Source organism: Zavarzinella formosa DSM 19928 (assembly GCF_000255705.1).
GTDB lineage: Bacteria > Planctomycetota > Planctomycetia > Gemmatales > Gemmataceae > Zavarzinella > Zavarzinella formosa.
Genome location: NZ_JH636439.1, coordinates 1759081 through 1776842, shown reverse-complemented (window position 1 = coordinate 1776842; position 17762 = coordinate 1759081). Strand labels below are relative to the sequence as shown.

Sequence of the window (17762 nt, the reverse complement as noted above, 5' to 3'; positions counted from 1 at the left end):
CTGTCTAAAATCACCGATACTTTCGGGCAGGGCGGGACCTATTTAGATACGGGCATGGGCAATATTCATCAGGACGCCGCTCGTCGGGCGCGTTACCAACAACACCTGAAAAGCGACTACTGGCAGGCGGTGAGGCAAGCCGTTTACGACCGACAGGTTGGGCTGTGCCACTATTGCAATGGGCACTTGATGGGAAAATTTGACTGCCACCACCTCAATTATTCGCATTTTGGCCGGGAAATGCAGGCTCTCCAGACCTGTGTGGCGGTTCATCGAAGTTGCCATGAGGAAATTCACAACCCGCAGATCTCTTGGGCTGAATTGATCGCGAAAGTAGATCGCCTTGGCCGCTAAAATTCCTCAAAGCCCGCGTTTCACAAAATACTCCTGATTTGACTCCCGGATTTTCCTCAGATCCTGCAAGGAAAAACATGGTTCCCGCATGTTCTGGACCCGATGTGCGGGCCTGTCCACAGCCCCTTTGCCAATCCATGCCCTCAGTGTGATCAACGGCATTCCCAGCTTTTCAGAGGCTTTTGAAATCGAGAAATATCCGCTGGCGACCGCCCGATGGGTTGGCAGGGTCAGCGATTCATGAGCCTTTAACTGGTCCTTCAGGACAGGCAAATCTTCTGGCCGGTAATACCTTCGCCGCCCGGCCTTTTGCGGGGCCAAGACAACCCCGCTGACCATCAGGTTGTACAAGGTTCTGTGGCAAACTTTGAGCCGCTCGGCAGCGACACCAACCGAGATTTCCCCGGCTTCAAGCCTTACTTGGGCAAGGGGCTTAGAGAAAAATTCTTTCAGCATGGCCACTTGGAAGGCGGTGTAAAATTTCCTCATGCCATCAGTCTCGCTTGGCTCTGGGAGGATGCCCTTTCGACGATAAACGATGATCGTTTTTGGGTTGACGCCGCAGATTTGGCCGGTCTCGGTCAGGGAAAATAGATCTTGCATGGAGATAGGTAGAGCGCCGCCTCCATGCAAAATTCAGAGCATCAGATAGATAGCCTCCGATTTTTGGAGGCAAAATAAGAGTTGATCCGAAAGCTGATATCGAGGAAAATAGTGGAAGAACAAGGAGGTTCTGCGATGGTGAAAGCACATCCGGAATACTGGACGCTCAACGGAGGGCGGTCATGGCACGAAATTGGGGGTGACGACACGGTGAAAATCCGTTTTTTGCCGTTGGACATCACTGATCATCGACAACGAACAGTTTGCGTGATCGGCCAAGCGGTCTACGCCGTCCAGTCATTCGGCTCCATTGACGGTGTCGAGGACGTGATCGGGACGGCCACTGTGACTCTGGATCTGATCGGGATCGGCGAGCATCATATCCCCGGCGGGGCATGGCAGACCGTCGGTGATTGGCAGACCGAAGGCTTCTGAGCCAATCACTGATAATAGATAGCCGCCGTTTTCGGAAGAAAAATATGAGTTGCAATCACGGCTGATATCGACGAAAATAGGGAGACAACCAAGGAGGGTTCTGCAATGAGAATTTCGCATGTCGGATGGGACTGTTTTTGTGTCGGTGCCGACACTCTTCAGGACGTGAAAATCTGGGTGAATTTCCGAGCGCTTCGCGGGGGCAAAGGGTCAAAAACCTATGCCCAGATCAAAGACCACGACACACTCTATGTCAGTCCCGGCCCAATCGATAGCTTGGCCAGAGCCATCTATGATGTCGAACCTTGCCCGGAGCCGGACAGACCCGAGGAATTGGTTCAGATTCGGGTTGTAGACGACCCTTCCGAGATCCGTGATCGCTCCGGAGACTACCTGTTTTTTGCCTGCGGTAAGGTGAATTTTCGCTGCAAGAAGAGCAGACTGGAGGAAGCAGAAGCACATGCCGCGAGGCGGGTCGCTCTTCAGCCCGCGTAAAGGATCACCGGCCCGGAAAAACCCGACCCGTCGGTCAACTATCGGTCGGGTTTTTCCGGGGCAAAGGATGGGCCGAATTAAAGCCCCGGCACCATTCCTTTCTCCACACCAGCATGTTTCAGGGTGGCAAGCGTGCAGCACAGAAGCAGGATGCAGGTGCGAACTCTCAAACAAAATCCCATCCAGAGACGGAAGGAGATTGGTTTGCGGCGTGCAAGCCGATGATCGCGGAATAGAGAACGAGCGTGGGGTCGGTACACGTCTTTGCGGACGGCATCCGGGAAGAGAAACTTCAGATTAAACCAAGTGCAGCGAAGAGATGGGACTGCGTTCCAAAGGAAACGGAAAGGTCGTAGCAGGAACTTGAGAAATCGTGATCGCCAATTCTGACCGCCGCTATCAGGAGCGGGGCCAGCGGATATGGGTGGCTCACCGTCACCGTCACCGTCGCCGTCACCACCATCTTCTCCAGATCCTCCTCCGTCACCTCCACTGCTTTCACTTCCATTAGAACCCTCTCCCACCACCTGTGGCATTCCAGCGGATATCTGCGTTATCGCCGAATGAGTCACAGATTTTGTTGTGTGACCACCAACACGAGAATAATCTCGCGCCCCATAAAACGTAGCTAGGTCTATGCGAATCACGATGGTTGAAATCAGGCTGGGATCATAGCCGTATCGGGAAAAGGCGAACTCCATTTTGTTGACCTTGAAGGAAGCCGTCCCGTAATTAGGTTTGTTAATAAGGCGTTCAAGCAGCCGCATCGACACCAATGGCATTTCAATCTCCCTTGTTTTAGAAATGGGCGATCCAGAATCAGAGAAACCCCGGTGAGAAGAAATGGGCGACTGTTCGATTATTCGCAGATTTGTTCGGGAGATTCAACGAAAATCCGACGGGCGAGATTTTTTCCGTCATTCTGGAAGGACAAAGAGAAGTCCTTGGCCGAGCAACCTGCTGCCCGAGACGGTCTGCACAAGCGCGTCCAGCGTGTAGAGGGTTCCCGCCGAACCAGCGGAGATCGACAAAAAGATGGATTTTCCATCTTCGGCGATGGAGGCCGCCCCAAGGGTCAGTTCATCTGATGGAGTGGCCGTGACGGAAACGACTGAGGAGATCAGATCACCGGAAACGATCTCGGCGAATTGGGAAAAATCGAAGCTGAATGTTCTGACTTCGGAGGGAAATTTTTGGAGCGTCGTGGGCATGGCTTATCTATTCAAAACGCGATCAGGTAGACAACACCGTTGCCGCCATTGCCGCCATTCCCTGCCGTGACACCACCGCCTCCACCACCGCCACCGCTTCCCCAAGCCCCATTGCCCCCGTTCCCGGCAGTGGCCGCTTGCGATGAACCGCCTCCATTCCCGCCGAAGGAAAACCAAGGTCGCAGCAGTTGAGGCCCCCCCGATCCGTTTCCCGCTGTTGCGCTTGGCCTTGCCTCGGAAATCAATGTCCCGGCAACCGCTGAAAATCCCCCGCCGACATTGTCCGTGACAGTCACCCCACCACCACCCGCTCCGCCTGTCGTTAGACTGCCATTGTTCGGCAATGTGATTGACGATCCGTTGCTCGTCACACCACCACCAGCGGCTCCGGTCATGCCCGCGATTGCTTGGAAAAATCCAAGTCCTCCAAAAATCATTGAGGAAATTGAAGCCGCTGTTCCCGCCGACCCGCCTGCCGCCGTGCCGCTGCTGGTCCCGTTCGCTCCAAGCCCGCCGCCTGTCCCGGAATAACAGAGGACGTTGTTGGCGACGTTCGACGGGCTGACCGAAACATAAGAGGCCACACCTGCCGTCCCCGCCGCCGATCCTGCCCCAAGGCCACCCGCCCCGATCTGAATGAAAAGCACATCGGGCAACAGAAAAATCGGTACAAGGAGGCTGGTCTGGGACGAAGAGCCGCCTCCCGCACCACCGCCTCGGGTGTTGTTCGCGGCTGCCGCAAAACCTTTCCCGCCACCACCACCACCGCCGACGAGGAACATATAAGCCATCGAGCAGCCACGAGGTTTTCGCCACGTCACCCAAGACAAGTTGGTGGTCGTCGATGGGGTGTCGAAAACTTGAACATCAGCGTTTGGTGGGGTCGGCCAGCAATTGAAGTCAAGCATTAGTACCGCCCTCCGACAACCGTCGCCACCCATCCAGCGGAGACGGCGGTTCCCAAACCGAAGTAAATTTTGAAGCCAGCAGGGAGGGCAAGGTTCAGCGGATAATCAATCTCGATGGTCGCCCCGGCAGATGTCGCGGTCGTTGCAGGAAGCGTGATTTCGCCGAAGAAACAGTTGTTTGTCGCGGTGGTGTTGGACGAGCCGTTGTTCAGAAAAATCCGGGCAACGCTGGCCACATTGGTCCCACCGGCCTTGAACCTGATCCGCTGGACAAAGCTCCCGTTCGTCGCATCGGCGGTGAAAATCAAACTGTTGTTCGCGCCGCTGCCCGTGTAGTCGGCTGCTGCCGCCGTTACGAGTTGGTTCATGCCCGTCGAGCAGTTGTTACTGATGTCGGGGGTTCTGGCGAAAATCGGATCGATATTTGCAGGCATTGTCTCCTTAACAGGGTTGAAGACTGGCGGGACCGCCGCTGGAGTTCATTAGGGCTCGGCCCATGTTTGTTCTGCCGATCCCGGCTCCGCTGAACGTGGCAAAAACGTCCTTGGTCCCTGCGGAAAAACTCACCGGCAAATTGCTGTTGCTTGATTGTTCGACGGCATCGCGGGACAGAGTGGTCGATGACAAAAGTGTGCCGAGGCCAACCTCCCACTCGGAGGTCGTCTGGCCAACAATGGCATACATGATCGAGTCGCCGACGTTGAAAGCGGTCGAAAAACTTTGAAATCCCGAGGCTGCACCGAGCAAGGTGAGCGTCCCGGTCCCGGTAGTGGTGGTCGATTCTTTGACGCGATCCGTTGTTCGTGGCATGTGGTATCTACCCTCGCGGTCGCCGTTCCCCGGCTCCCAACGGGGTACATACCTCATGCTTTCCTTCGCTGCCGTCTCCGAGTTGCCCGTCTCCACCGTTCCCGGAACCGACCGCTACAACGAAGTCGGTTCTGGAGGAGTTTGGTGTGCCGGGTCTGCCACCGTCGCCAGAACCACCACGGTCACTGTTGCCGCTGCCGGGGTCTGGTGCTCAAGTGCCGCAGACATCGAAGACATTATCAAGCCCGTGATTGTGGCCGCTGGTGTGTGGTGTTCAGGAGCCGCCAGTACCTCGACACAATTTTCCCCGGTTATCACCTCGGCAGGAGTATGGTGTGCCGGATCGGCAACCGTTTGGGAAATCTCGACCGTCACCATCGCAGCCGCCGGGGTTCTGGCTGGTGGCTCAGCCCCCACTTCGGCCAACTATTCGCCCTCCATCACGGCCTCGGGAGTCGTGGCCGCTGGCTCCGGGATCACCACCGCCGTCCTCAACCCGCCGATTTCCCCGGCAGGCGTGGTCGCGTCAGGCTCGGGACAAGTCACCTCCACTTACTCACCCCCAACCTCCGGAGCCGTCCTTGCTGGTGGCTCAAGCCCTTGCCAAGCCGTGGAAAATCCCATGATTTTCCCGGCTGGAGTCTTGGCTGGCGGGTCAGACCAGACGACTGCCATCTACTTCCCCGCCGTCTCTGGTGGCGTAACTTGCTCGGGGATGGCGGTTATCACCACGGGCTCCGATGCCGTTGGAAGTGGCGGGGTAGTTGGTGACGGTGCCGGGATTGTCACGACGGTTCTGGAGCCTCTGATCGGCTTGGCAGGGGCTTGGGGAAGCGGACAAGCGACCATTGAAACGGTCGTCAACCCGGTTCAGATTGTCTCGGGGGTTGTGGCCGGTGGCGATGCCGGGGTCGGGACGATCTTCAATCCAGAGATTTTCCCGGCTGAAGTGGGGGCGGGTGGCTCGGCCAGTGTGGATGTGATCCCCGCCGAGGTAGTGTCCGGGGCACTGGCAGGTGGGTCGGCGAACTTGAGCGTCGTCAGCCTCGTCAGCGGCTCTGGCGGTGCCGTTGCTGGCGGTTCAGGTTCGGTAAACACCGTCGCTAACCCCATGATTTTCCCGGCTGGGATGACCTGTGAGGGCCTGGCACTCTCCAGTATCGTCAACCACCCCAGCGCGTCAGGCGGTATCAGATGTGGTGGTTCCGGGATAATCTGGGCCATCATCAACCTCGACACTTCCGGGGGAGCATTGTGTGGCGGGACTGGAGTTCCCCCTTCAAAGCCTGCTCTAATCTGGCACGTCAAAGACACAGGCGTCATCTGGTCGCAAGAGGACGCTGGCCTTGTGTGGGTGCGGGAAAATACTGACTCCACATGGATCGCCGAACCGCAGCCGATTACGGGCGAGACTTGGGTAATCGACGACCGACCCGTCGTATGGGCTGTTGTCCCTCCGGAACCGTTCGGAGGGGTCTGGGTGGCCGAGAATCGTGGGCTTGTTTGGCCGGTTGGGAGCGGATCAAAGTGGCCTGTTATCCCCGGCGATGTGGTGGCGATCAACTTTTCCGCAGGTTCTACATGGCTGGCAGTGCCTCGGGCGGTCAGCTATTGACGGGCCTGATCTCCCCGTCGATCAGCAGGTATTTTTCAGGGATTTCCCTCATACCCTCGCGGGTTGACTCACGCCATCCGGTATGGGCGACCGTGCCCGGAAGCACTGCAAAGACGCCGTTGGTCGCGCACATATGCCAGTCGAAGTTGATTGGGTGATCTGGCAACGGGAAAGCCTTTTTGAGTGTCTCGCTCCTCATGATCAACCCGCCTCCTCGCTCCGTTCGTTTGAGGAGCCAGTTCTCACCGCGAAATTCTCGCTCACCAAATGAGTCATGCTCAGGGCTGTCCAAACCCTTGGCGAAGGAAACGTCCGGGTTTGCTCGGAGGAATGCGATGTAGTCGGCGAATGGCCGACCATAGAAAATGTCGTGATCTGACACGCACACAAACTCGCTATCCAGCATCGGCCCGAGCAGGTGTTGGACAGGCCAGTTGATGCCCGCATTAACGGCCAGCGGCCAGCATTCGACACCAGCCTCTTGGATGATTTTCCTCGTCTCTTCGCTGCTTTCGTTGTCCGCGACGACAATCTTGTGGCTCAAGCCCTCAAGGCGGGATTTGATCGAGGCCAAGGTGTCTTTGAGAAGGTGAGGCCGCTTCCAAGAAACCACGATCACAGTCAGATCGAGCGAGGGTTTCAGTGGGATACCTTCGCTGAGGACCGGGAGTTGGGTATGCTCGTTGACGCCATAGGTCAGCCCTCTACGGGAAAAATGGCAGTTCTGTGTCTTGAGGCAGACCTCCAACACCGTCTGTTTTTTCATGCCCTCAGCCAGCCAGAAATTTCCCGTTTGGTTGAACAGGCACAGTTCAGATCCGGCAATCACGCGGGCCAATTGAAGGTGATTATCGGTTTTGAAATAAGGAAGCGGACCAACCTGTAGACAAAAATCCGCATGTTCCTCGGGCGAACCGACGAATACCGCGTCGAGGCGATATTTCTCCCATGCACTTTTCCAGACCGCGACAAAATTCCAGTTGTGATAACGAGGGGATCGGCCCATCACCACCCGAGCCACCTTGTCCGGACGGTCCACTTCAAGCCAAGGATTTTCCCGAGGATAATGAGGCACACCATGACACTCGGACACCATGTCCGCGAGGTTCAGATTAGTCTTGTAATGCGACCGCCACTTGTCCAAGTTGGTTCCCACAGGGCCTTCTGACCACTGAACAGAGGAGACATAAGGCTGAATCTCCAAGAGCGGTTTCAGACTCGCAGCCCGTTCAGGCGTCATCCTGTGGCCAGTGTGCCTCGACGGAAACAGGTTGAGCCGACCACCGCCGAGGGCTTTCATCGTGGGCAGTGCCGCGATCAGATCACCGATGTCGCCGCTATGGGAAAAGACCTCACTCACCGCCCCTCCTTCCACTTGGCCAGCGCGTCCTCGACCGAGTCAGCCGTTACCTCGACCACCTTGCGTTCCGTGGCCGCAGCCGCTTCATCGGCGGTAATTTCCGGATGCCAGAGCAAAGGGATTTTCTGCGAACGCTCACCCTCCGAACCGACCACCAGAAACCACTCTTGCAGCTTCTCCGAGCGGCTTGAACCCGTCGCCGCTGCCACTGCTCGCAAACCGTGATCATGCCCGCTGACCGAGTCTCGCCAGTTGCCCATGTGAAAACCGGACAGGCCCTCGGCGACTTTCCGAGGCCCTCGGAAAATCATGGCGTGAGTCGCGGAAAAATTTGGGCGGGTCGGGATGCGGGCCTCGTTGAGTTGACCGAGGATTTCCTCAACCGTTGAGCCGCTGATCGAAGCAGCGGTCGGGTGAATCTTCCTCACATCAGCAAGGCTGATCTGGGGGTGGTAGACGGTGGCAATGGAGCCAACATCACTGGCGCACTCCCAGAGAATTGTGTCGAGCCATTTCCTCAAAGCCACATCTTTTTGGGCAAGACGAGCCACTCTTGCAAGGCCCTTGTCGAGATCATGAGCGTCCCTGTCGTGGCCGGTGTGGAGCCCGTAGCCGCGAAGCTTTTTGATGACATCTGGTGGACAGGTGAGGTGGACGACCGGGATGTCCTTCGGTTGGACCCAAAATTGGACCGGGTTGATCCTGCCGCTGATATCGGACCTGCCTCCCGCTTGGCCAAAAATGAACTCCTCTGGCGCGTAAACCTGACGGGTCTTTTGCCATCTTCGACCCATTGCCCAATCGCAATGGACGCCGCAGGTGTACCACTCGGCCAACAATGATCGGATTGCACGCAATTTGATGGCGTAACCATGAGTTCGCTCGCAATCCCTACACTTGACCACTCCTTGGGCAACCTGCCCCCCATGCTGGCCAATGTGCTGGCCCCCGAGCATCAGTTGGTCCCAATCAGCGGGGACCGTCCGCATGAAATCTCCGAGCCTGTCCCAAGCGTCAGATCTCCAAGTCACATCGTCTTCCAGCATCAGGACCGAATCCACCCCGTCCATCAATGCCCTCTCAAGGCAACTGACGTGGGACCGAAGACAACCCCATGCCCCGCCGCCTTGGGAAAAATAAGGAGGCACTCCAACCCGGTCCCCTTCGATGGCCTCGAAGATAATCGGCTCAGGCAGGCCCCACCCACACTCCAGTTGCATGGCCCGGAAATTGGCGAGGCGATCAGGACGCCTTTTCAAGTTGATCAGGTAAATGCTGTCAAACATTTTCTCCTTGTTGTTTCCGAATTTTCCCGCCGCAATTGCAAGGCTTCAGCCGCTTCGCCACCACTCTCGCGGGCCTGTGTGGAGGGGTCGTTGTCGATTTGGGAATGGCTGCCTGTCGCCGCAAATTGTCCCGGTAAGCGGCTTCCTTTTCAGGCGGGAGACCGGAGTGGCCCTCCCAGATTTCAAGCAGGCGACCGCTCAAAGATCTGTCAAGTTCCTCGATGAATTTCTCCTCCATTCGCCTCCTCATTCGGTAATCGTGACGTGTACCGTGCCACCAGCGTCCGTACAGCAGTTGATCCCGTCCGTGGCCTCGTAGTCAAATTCGAGATGGAAAGGGCTGAGGGAAATCGGCTCGACCGTCATCTCCGGAGGGCCGCAGTATGCTGGATGGCCGCTGAGCGTAATGAAAACCACTGTCACCGTACCGTCGGGATTCAAGGTCAAACTCGCACCGTAACCGCGATTATCGGGGCAATCACTGGCCTGTCCACCACCGCCAGATCCGTCCCGATGGCATTGATCTGGGCTGCCGTTTCGGTGCATCAAAAGCGTTCCAATCGACGGGCTGCACAACCCGCACCCAACCCCGCTGGCCGTGAGGCGAAGCTCGCCGGGAAGCGAGTCACAGGTCACCGACCCACTCGAAGACGATGAGCAACAGGAACAATTTGCGTAAGTGACTGTGGCCAAGCGACTCCTCAAGAAAGACTGAAAATCACGGGGTAATGGACGCCATCAATGATCACATGAGCCGTCAAAACCTTGTTTGTGACCGCCAGCCCATGATCGCAAGTGACATCCGTGACGACTGAAACGCCATCCGAGCTTGAGCTACTGCTTCCCCCGGAGGAGCCTGATCCGGACTTGGAGCCGCTGGTCTGATCTGATCCCGAGCCGCTCATGTCGGAGCCGCCTTCGGAGCCTTCAGAGCCTTCTGACTCAGAGCCCGAGGACGAGCCGCTTATTTCTGACCCGGAGCCGGAGCCTTGTTCAGATCCGGACTGGCTGGCTTCTGAGGTGCTCGTCTCGGAGCCGCTGGTACTCTCCGAGGTGCTTGATGAGGAGGAAGAGGCCGAACTTCCGCAGCAATTTTCAAATACCCATTCGCCGTTAGCAGCCGGGGAAATCCGGACAACAGTGCCGATCTCAACACAAGAGCCGTTGACCTCGTAGGCAAAATCAGCGTCAACTTTTCCTTTGCGGCCTCCGGGCATGGTCTCGACAGTGGCGTCCTTGGCAAACTGAATCTCCTCCCATGAGTAACGCCACGTCGAGCACCCGTCACCCTCGGCGTGGTAGTCGGTCAGTCTCGCCCAGAAGCTGCTGTCATTGAGCCGAATCGTTGTCCCGCCGGGGCCGTTCTGTGCCTCCAGAGGATACTCGGCAGTCACGCGAGAGGCCCTCTCAACCTCATTCATCAGGCGGTTGAGTTCGTTTGCGGACAACATCCCACCTTGGGAGACATCGGACAATTTTTTCACGGTCACCCAAGGTTAAAAAGCGTGTTCAAGTCGGCTGATTGGTAGATCCGATTTGCTCCGGATGTTCCGTCAGTCGTCACCAAGTCCCAGCCGGTGGTCGGCTCGAACAAATAGTTGTGTCCTGCGTTTTCTCCGAGGCTTTCAACAAATCCATTGTCGCGGTACAAAAAACTGAAGGTGATCGTCCAGTAATAGTTGTCGCCGTTCAGTCGGGGCATGATTTGCTGGGGGTCAACACCGAGGAAAAGTACGGTTCCCGGTGGGTAATTCCCGCCACCGCCGTCAAAAACCGTGTTGTTTACTTTCCCGAAACACGCTTTGATCGCCGATAGATTTGGGATCACAAATGGGTTGAAACTAATCGCCGGGACTTCATTCCAAACGTACTGGAGTCCGATTGTCCCGATGGCTTTTCCCGGTGGATTTGGGATCGCACGCTGGCTCGTGACAAATTTCATCGCCCCTTGGACAGTCAACATCTCGACTGAGAACGTCGAGTTTCTGGTCAGGTATCTGTGGAGTTCTGGGTGGTCGCCAACGACCGAATAGTAGCTGACATCGGAGTCGGAATCGATGGCATAGGGGCGCGGCTTGTAGTTGGCCGTGATGACTGCCGTCGTCCAACTCCCAAAGGCGGTCCCGGTTCTGGCAATTCCAAGCTGACCAATCCCCTCGACCGAACAATCCGTCGCGTATTGGTTGCTGATTTCCGGATGGGAGTCAGGCAGCACTCGACAGATTCGACCACTGCCGTCGATGTACGAGTACCCGAGAAGGTCATCGATAAACCGACCACGCTGGTCCCACGCCACCAGAAAAACTCGCGTACATTGCGAGCCGCCGCTGGAGTAGCTTTCGCGGCCAGTTTCCTTGCCTTCGAGGTATTGGTACGCACCAAGGTCTTCCGTCGAAACTCCGACCGGGACGTAAGTCCAATTTTCAAGCGACATTCGCCTCCATTAAGCCCCAATTGCCGACGTACTTTTCCCGTAGAGTCTTTGCAAAATTCGATTCGTTTCCTGCTGCTCCTCGAACTGCTTTTTCTGAAGCTCGGCGGTTTCCAAGCGCGCCCGCTCCTCTGGAGTCATGCCCCGGACAGCCTCCTGAGCCCGTTTCCAAGCCTCGGTCAGCCCCGTTATCTGGATGTTGGGAGCGGCCTTGGGAGTGTGATCTCCAGTCGAGTTTTTGTCCTTTTGAGGCCGATTTCCGCTGCTGACACCACCACCATCAGGCGCATTTCCGACTGAAGGCAGATCAGTCCCCTTGTTGAAATTGGGTCTTCCGACATGCTCCAGCAATGGGATGTCGCTGCCGGGCTTGACCTTGTTGATCTTGCTGATCAGGGTGTTGATCATGTCAATCAACTTGTTGATGGAATCGAACATGAAATCGACCACGCTGACGAAAGCGTCTTTCAACCCTCTGATCACCGGGACCAAGACATCGCGGAACGCTCCAGCCATCCTCACGATCAATGGGATCAGCGGTTGGATGACTTCAAACATTGCTCCAAGCAACGACACAGCAATTTCCAGCGGAATCATGAGAAGCTGCACGGCAGGAGCCAGCAACGAGGAAACGACCTCGGCCAGTTCCACAAAGATTGATGAAACCTGCTCGATGATCGGAGCCGCTGTGGCAATAAGCCCCGCGATCAGATCGGCGAAGGTTCTGAAGACTTCCCCAAGCATCCCAATGGCTCGGGCAACGACAGCGACCACCGGGACCAAAGCCTTAAAAATGCCAACGAGGATCGTCAGAACGACCTTAACCACCGTCAGGATCACCGGGAAAACGGCTTGAAAAACCGCGACAAGCGTCCCGAGGATGCCAGCGAAAATGTTGACCACCGCCCCGATCACGGGGACCAGAGCTTGGAACAGGGAGGCCAGTGTGGAGGCGAAGCTGCCCACAAGCGGAATGACCGCATCGGCGATCTTCCCGATGGCACTGATGATGGTCGTGTACAGCGTCTCGAAGACGGGAAAAACCTTCGAGAGAAACATCTCGAAGAGGCCCGACAGCGTCCCAACCATCTTTGAGACGACTGGAAGAATGGCCGAGGCGAGCCGCGTGTAGATGCCGAGCACGGTCGTGTAAAACATCTGAATGATTGGAAAAACACGGGCCGCAAGCTGCTCGAAGATTGGAACCACAACGGCGACCAGTTGGCTGAAAACAGCCAACACTTTGCCGACGAGCCCCTCAATGATTGGCAGCAACACCCCGGCCAGATCAGCGAATTTCCCGGCCACCAGCCCGACCACCCGAGCCACCACGCCAGCCAGCTTCTCCACGACCGGGACGACTATGCCGAGCACTCGCGTGAACACCTCTTGGAGCAGCCCGGCGATCTTCTGGACCGCATCGACAACGGGCTTGAGGGCCTCAAGTGCCTTGCCGAAAATGGCAGTCATATCGCCAGCGTGGCCGGTGATTACTCCGTAAGCCGCAAAGCCACCGACCAATGCCGCGATTGCCCCAAGAATTGTCGTGATTCCTCCGGTGGCGAAACTGCTCACCGCCCCGAACACGGCCATTGCCCCGGAGGCCAGCCGAACTGCCGCGATGAACTTCGGGATCACGGCCACGACACCAAGGACCACAGCGGCGATGGATGTCCACTTGAGGATGGAATCCTTTTGGCCATCGTTCAGCTTCCTGAACCACCCGAGCAGGCTTGTGAGAGCCTCATTCGCCCTGATCAAAACAGGGATGAAAATTGATCCAATCTGAACCGAAAGAGCCGCGATTGTCCCCCGCAACTCCATAAACCGCACAGGATCAGCGGATTTTGCAAAGCCGAACATCCCTGCCGTAATTGCCGCGAAACCAACCCGCGCCGAGCCTGCGAGACCCGAGATGGTGGCTGAGAGCGACTTGAAGGCTCCTTCGGCTTGCTTGGCCAAGCCGGGGGTCTTTGAGGTTTCCTTGTTGAGTGTCTGGTTCGCAGACTCGGATTTGTTGAGCGAGTTCTTGACGGACGCGAGGTCGGACTGGACCTTTGCAAGTCCTTTCGTGACAACCTCGACGAATGCCGACCCTAGTTTCTGCTCAGTGGCCATGCCGTATGTAGGGCATCGTGACGCAAAGAACCCCTGCGGTTTGGCAGGGGTTCTGGGTCATCCTTCTATCTCTCGGCGGGCAATTTCCAACTTCTGGTCGAGTGTCAATTGCGAGTACAACTTGGCTTCGTTGATCGCCTCATTGAGCTTGCTTTGGACAGTTTGAGGGTCATCTGAGCCGTTTGGTTGGTCTTTTTTGCAGATAGCGGTAACCAAAAAAGCAGCCTCGGGGACGGTCAGTTTGCTCAATTCCCAAGGCTTTAAGGAGGTGTTGGCGAGGATTACCTCGTCAATCCTTCGCCAGTCGGGAGGAGGGCCGGTGTCACGCCGGATGGTCAAACCGAAATCGGCCAAGGCTTCCCGCTCAATGTCTTCAGGTGCTTTTGGGAAACCTGCCTTGGCACTCGACCAATTTGTCGCTCAAGTATCGTTCAGCCTCGGCCTGACTACCTCGCTCCTCGGCCAACTGCTCGATGATGGCCCAGACCTTTTCTTCGTTGATGTCGGGGTGATGCTTTTTGAGCAGGAGACTGATTACCCGCATGGCCCCATTGACCGAGTTCAAAATCTCTTGGATTTGCGGGGAATCGAATGACAGTTTGCGGGAAGCATTGGCCACGGCCTCCCGGAGCATCAACTCCTGAAGGTGCTTGGGGAAATCCGCAATGTGGCCCTTGATTGCTTCAAGCGGGTTCGGAAGTTGCGCCCTCGCCCACTCAGTCATTTGGTCCAAAATCTCACGGTCGTAGCGAGAAAGTGTGTAGCTCTGCCCGCCGACCTCAATGGTGGTTTCGCGTCCGATGTATTGAGTCATTTGGCCTTTCTTTGTTTAGCTGGCGTAGGTCACGGCTCCGGTGCTCACGAAATTGATTCCGAAAGTGACGACGCCTTTGGCTGCGTTTTCAACGGAAATTTGCGTGATCCGAGCCGTGAACATATAGGCTTTACCGGACGCACCCAGATTCAGCGTAAGTGTGCCGGATGAGCCCGGAAGCAGACCAGCGGCTCCAGTGGGAACAGCCGAAACGTCGAAATACGCTTTGCAACTACCTTCAGCCGATTTGGCTCCCGTAATGTTGCTTACCCATCCAGCGTCGCCGGTATTGGTCGTGTCGAGCGACTCCGCGTTGATGTTCAACGACCAACTTTCGACTTGGAGAGTACTCGTCGCAAACTCGGCATTCCCGCCGAAACCGTTCAAATAGGTCATCTATCCTCGGAGCAAAACAAGACCGAGGTATCTAGGACTTTTGACACGAATCTCAGACTCCCATGACCACCACGTCAACCGACGGCGTCCCAGCCGCCGGGGTGATCAACAGGATCTTGTGCGTGCCATCAACGGCCAGCGTGGTCGTGAGGTTGACCGCTCCACCGCCAATAATCGGGGGCAAAGCCGCGACCAAACCGTTGGTCCCGCCTCCGACTGTCACCGAGTTGGTCGCGTCATTGTTGACGAGCATGATGTGACGGATGGTGGCAAAGCTGATGGGGTTTCCGTAGGCGTCGGTCAAGGAGGTGAGGTCGATGCTGGTCGGTGATCCGGAGGCATAGGTGTTGAAAAACAATTTGGTCACTTGGACCGACGTGAAGGGCAAGACGAAACTCTTGGACACGTTGCCGGTGAACGTGGTGTTAAACGGCTGCCCTGACTGAAAAAGTGCTGTGGTCGTGCTGTTGACGGTTGCCGAAATCGTTGTGGCCATGCGTTAGTTACGTCAGTGACCTGTTCTTTCGCAAGGTGTACTGGATTAGCCCGTGATAGACGAGTTTTGGGGTGTCTTGGTCCACGGTGACGAGATAATTTTCTCGCTCGCAAGAGATGTTTGGCGAGCCGCAAATGGATTTGTAATCGAACTGGCTCATGATGGTCTGACAGATACTTTCGACATTGTCCAGATCGTCGTCGAAGACGCTGATCTGAAATGAGAAACTCTCGAAGTAGTTGCTGCCAGTGGTGAAGTTCGGTGTCGAGGAGAGGGGGACGACAACCGCGTAAGGGAAATCAGTATTGGACTTTTCCGGGGCCAAACCTGTCCAAACCTTGGCGTAAGGCAGAGCCGCCGTGAGAGTGGTGTTGGCCGAGTAGTACGAGAAAATATCTGCGAGAAAACCCATGCCTTATGTATTGAGTCGTAAGTGACTTGCGATTACCGGAACACGACCAAAATGGGTGTTTTGCCAAATTGTTGAACACTGACCTTGAATTCTCCTCGACCAAACAATTGCGCAGGTCGAACTCCGTGCAATTTGTATTCGTAGGCGAAAGGAGTTTTGATACAATCTAAGATTTGATTTTTGATGTTTTTAATGTTGTTGTTAATATCGTCTCGCAATTTTTCTGCGATTAGTTTTGCCAGCTCGGTTCGTTTGAACGCTTTTGATTTGTCAATAATTAAATCGTTGAGCGAAAGTATCCCGGTAAGCTTGCAGATATTTTGCTTGTTTGAATAATCCATCAGGATAATTTCGATGTTCGGATGGACGGGCGATTTAACTTTTTTTGCGCGAATCTGACAGCCCATTTGTTTGCCGCCCCAAGAAACTCTTCCCCCGTAAATTCTGTTCAAACCCGAACCAATTCGACTAATCGTTCTTTTGCCCACTCTGGCCCATCCCCATCCCATCGTTACGGCATCGAAGCAAAGATAGCGATCAAGGCGAGATCCCTGATGTTTCCACAGATCAAACTTGTCTTTGCTTTTGGTCACGAGCTTTCCTTCGGGATTTACTCGGCATCGAACAAAGGACGACTTCGCTCTGATTTGTTTGAGAAGCTCGTCCATCATCCCACGCCGGGAGTGTGGCAAAGGATCACCTGATTTTTGCTTGTTTCGTTTGTCCTGAAACTCCTTCAATGAGTTCGCTGCCTCTTCGGATTGTTCGTGAAATTTGTGCTTTTCAAATGAGCCTTTCATCTTTTCGACAATCGGGATTAACTTTTTAAGAAACACCATATCAACCGGAACGGCCATTTTGACCCATTCGGAGATTTCACTTTGAGCTTTCTTCAAGGCTTCTGGATTCGTCAAAACGACTGATGCCTCGAAACGATTGCCGAGATCTCCATAATTCGTGAGATTTTGGCTTCCAATCGCAAGCATTTTTCCCGGAACGAACATCATTTTGGCATGTAAACCTTTGATCCAATAAACCTTTACTTTGGCTTTAACGAGCTTTTGCAACGTGTCTAAACACGATACTTTTCGTGCAAAAGCAAACGGGTCAATTTCCGTGTATAAGCTGCCTCTCCTTCCAGCACTTTCCAATACTTCGCAAGCAGCAGGCGATGTGATGTAAGGAGAAAAGAACTGAATGGGCTTCTTCTCCGTCAAGGCTGACGCGACAGCCTTTTTCCATTCACCTGTGACTTTGCTGCGAATAAAAATCCCAGACTGAATCATGTTTGACATTTGACTGATTCCCAAAATCACGAGTTCGGTCAGCCTTGAAGCATTTTCTGTCAGGTGATTTCTTATCGATTTTTAGATCACTTCTTCCCGGTGCTGATGATCCGCGTCAAAGCGTCCTGCTCTTCGGCCAGCGTGGGTCGCAAGTACGGTCGCGGAGCCATTTTGGAAGTGCCAAGCTCCAAGTGAGCCCCATATTCAAGGTTTGTCCCAACGTAGGCATGGAGTCGATCCGGAGACATTCGATAGGTGATTGACCGCTGAAGATGGCCAGTCAGCTTGTGCGGAGGCTCGCCGGGTTGGGACGGGTCCAATCCGTAGTAGTAAATTCCGGCTCATCCGAGAAGTTCGTACTTGGCTCGATGGATTGAGTAAATGCGAAGGTGGAAGAATTCTTGGTCACGGTAGCCATAGGCCTGTCGTTGCAGGGTCTTGATTTTGTTGTTCACCCCTTCGAGGGGGCCGGTCGAAATCGGACAGCGATGGTAGTTCAGCAGGCCGGTCCGGTGCATCTGGAAAGAACTCGCCATCTTCTGCAACACCGACAGCTTGGACGCCTCGGCCCGCCGACACCAGTCGTCCAGAAACCGGGCGGCGTCTTTCGGGCTCCCCTGCTCCCAGAAGTGGCGAAACTCTTCTTTCATGTAATACGCCGTCGCCAGCGGTTGGTTGATCCGCAGGGCTTCTTCCAGCCGGGCGCGTTCCCCTTTGGTCTCGTCCAGATTC

At 55.4% G+C, this 17762-nt stretch carries 21 protein-coding genes; 3 read left to right on the top strand and 18 right to left on the bottom strand.

What is annotated here, in order from left to right; all coding sequences use genetic code 11:
* Positions 1-354: hypothetical protein (locus tag BGIM_RS0108360; RefSeq protein ID WP_162136231.1), on the top strand; the 354-nt coding region annotated here is incomplete at its 5' end.
* A gap of 6 nt (positions 355-360) precedes the next feature.
* Here the strand turns inward: BGIM_RS0108360 and BGIM_RS0108355 are convergent.
* Entirely contained in the window at positions 361-957 is a 597-nt protein-coding gene (locus BGIM_RS0108355; protein WP_020469337.1) for a helix-turn-helix domain-containing protein, read from the bottom strand.
* Positions 958-1092: 135 nt separating this feature from the next.
* Between BGIM_RS0108355 and BGIM_RS0108350 the strand changes: the two genes are divergently transcribed.
* Complete coding sequence (locus BGIM_RS0108350) at positions 1093-1392, top strand: hypothetical protein (protein WP_020469336.1); 300 nt, start codon at positions 1093-1095, stop codon at positions 1390-1392.
* A gap of 787 nt (positions 1393-2179) precedes the next feature.
* Here the strand turns inward: BGIM_RS0108350 and BGIM_RS0108340 are convergent.
* The 5 genes from BGIM_RS0108340 to BGIM_RS62600 form a co-directional block, all read right to left on the bottom strand.
* Positions 2180-2395, bottom strand: coding sequence for a hypothetical protein (locus BGIM_RS0108340; protein WP_020469334.1), 216 nt, complete (start codon positions 2393-2395; stop codon positions 2180-2182).
* A 409-nt stretch (positions 2396-2804) separates the two neighbouring features.
* Positions 2805-3098 (bottom strand): phage fiber-tail adaptor protein, encoded by a 294-nt coding sequence (locus BGIM_RS0108335; RefSeq protein ID WP_020469333.1) that lies wholly within the window; start codon positions 3096-3098, stop codon positions 2805-2807.
* Positions 3099-3109: 11 nt separating this feature from the next.
* A complete protein-coding gene (locus BGIM_RS62605; RefSeq protein WP_020469332.1) occupies positions 3110-4006 on the bottom strand; it encodes a glycine-rich domain-containing protein in 897 nt (298 codons plus the stop codon).
* Entirely contained in the window at positions 4006-4440 is a 435-nt protein-coding gene (locus BGIM_RS0108320; protein WP_020469331.1) for a hypothetical protein, read from the bottom strand. The genes BGIM_RS62605 and BGIM_RS0108320 overlap by 1 nt, the downstream gene beginning before the upstream one ends.
* A gap of 7 nt (positions 4441-4447) precedes the next feature.
* Positions 4448-4873: a hypothetical protein gene (locus tag BGIM_RS62600; protein ID WP_157368673.1), complete on the bottom strand. Its 426-nt coding sequence runs from the start codon at positions 4871-4873 to the stop codon at positions 4448-4450.
* Here BGIM_RS62600 and BGIM_RS0108310 point away from each other — a divergent pair.
* On the top strand, positions 4872-6431 hold the full coding sequence (locus BGIM_RS0108310) for a hypothetical protein (RefSeq protein WP_052639711.1): 1560 nt from the start codon (positions 4872-4874) through the stop codon (positions 6429-6431). The genes BGIM_RS62600 and BGIM_RS0108310 overlap by 2 nt on opposite strands.
* On the opposite strand, the gene BGIM_RS0108305 is transcribed toward BGIM_RS0108310, so the two are convergent.
* From BGIM_RS0108305 to BGIM_RS0108240, 12 genes are all read right to left on the bottom strand, one after another.
* The gene (locus BGIM_RS0108305) at positions 6421-7791 is read right to left on the bottom strand and encodes a glycosyltransferase family protein (RefSeq protein ID WP_020469326.1); all 1371 of its coding nucleotides are present in this window, start codon (positions 7789-7791) and stop codon (positions 6421-6423) included. The two genes, BGIM_RS0108310 and BGIM_RS0108305, sit on opposite strands and share 11 nt — an antisense overlap.
* On the bottom strand, positions 7788-9077 hold the full coding sequence (locus BGIM_RS0108300) for a glycosyltransferase family 25 protein (protein ID WP_020469325.1): 1290 nt from the start codon (positions 9075-9077) through the stop codon (positions 7788-7790). The genes BGIM_RS0108305 and BGIM_RS0108300 overlap by 4 nt, the downstream gene beginning before the upstream one ends.
* Positions 9078-9778: 701 nt before the next feature.
* Positions 9779-10561, bottom strand: a complete 783-nt coding sequence (locus BGIM_RS57145) for a hypothetical protein (RefSeq protein WP_162136230.1) — start codon at positions 10559-10561, stop codon at positions 9779-9781.
* 2 nt (positions 10562-10563) lie between these two features.
* Positions 10564-11511: a hypothetical protein gene (locus BGIM_RS0108285; protein WP_020469322.1), complete on the bottom strand. Its 948-nt coding sequence runs from the start codon at positions 11509-11511 to the stop codon at positions 10564-10566.
* Between the two features lie 9 nt (positions 11512-11520).
* Complete coding sequence (locus BGIM_RS0108280) at positions 11521-13626, bottom strand: phage tail protein (RefSeq protein WP_020469321.1); 2106 nt, start codon at positions 13624-13626, stop codon at positions 11521-11523.
* Between the two features lie 57 nt (positions 13627-13683).
* The gene (locus tag BGIM_RS0108275; RefSeq protein ID WP_020469320.1) at positions 13684-13980 is read right to left on the bottom strand and encodes a hypothetical protein; all 297 of its coding nucleotides are present in this window, start codon (positions 13978-13980) and stop codon (positions 13684-13686) included.
* A gap of 19 nt (positions 13981-13999) precedes the next feature.
* A complete protein-coding gene (locus BGIM_RS49320) occupies positions 14000-14440 on the bottom strand; it encodes a hypothetical protein (protein ID WP_020469319.1) in 441 nt (146 codons plus the stop codon).
* A 15-nt stretch (positions 14441-14455) separates the two neighbouring features.
* Positions 14456-14836: a phage tail tube protein gene (locus BGIM_RS0108265; protein ID WP_020469318.1), complete on the bottom strand. Its 381-nt coding sequence runs from the start codon at positions 14834-14836 to the stop codon at positions 14456-14458.
* 52 nt (positions 14837-14888) lie between these two features.
* On the bottom strand, positions 14889-15332 hold the full coding sequence (locus BGIM_RS0108260; protein WP_020469317.1) for a hypothetical protein: 444 nt from the start codon (positions 15330-15332) through the stop codon (positions 14889-14891).
* A gap of 7 nt (positions 15333-15339) precedes the next feature.
* The gene (locus BGIM_RS0108255) at positions 15340-15744 is read right to left on the bottom strand and encodes a hypothetical protein (protein WP_020469316.1); all 405 of its coding nucleotides are present in this window, start codon (positions 15742-15744) and stop codon (positions 15340-15342) included.
* Positions 15745-15776: 32 nt separating this feature from the next.
* Positions 15777-17039, bottom strand: coding sequence for a phospholipase D-like domain-containing protein (locus BGIM_RS0108250; RefSeq protein ID WP_072022241.1), 1263 nt, complete (start codon positions 17037-17039; stop codon positions 15777-15779).
* Between the two features lie 332 nt (positions 17040-17371).
* On the bottom strand, positions 17372-17762 hold a 391-nt coding region (locus BGIM_RS0108240), incomplete at its 5' end, for a transposase (protein ID WP_020468248.1).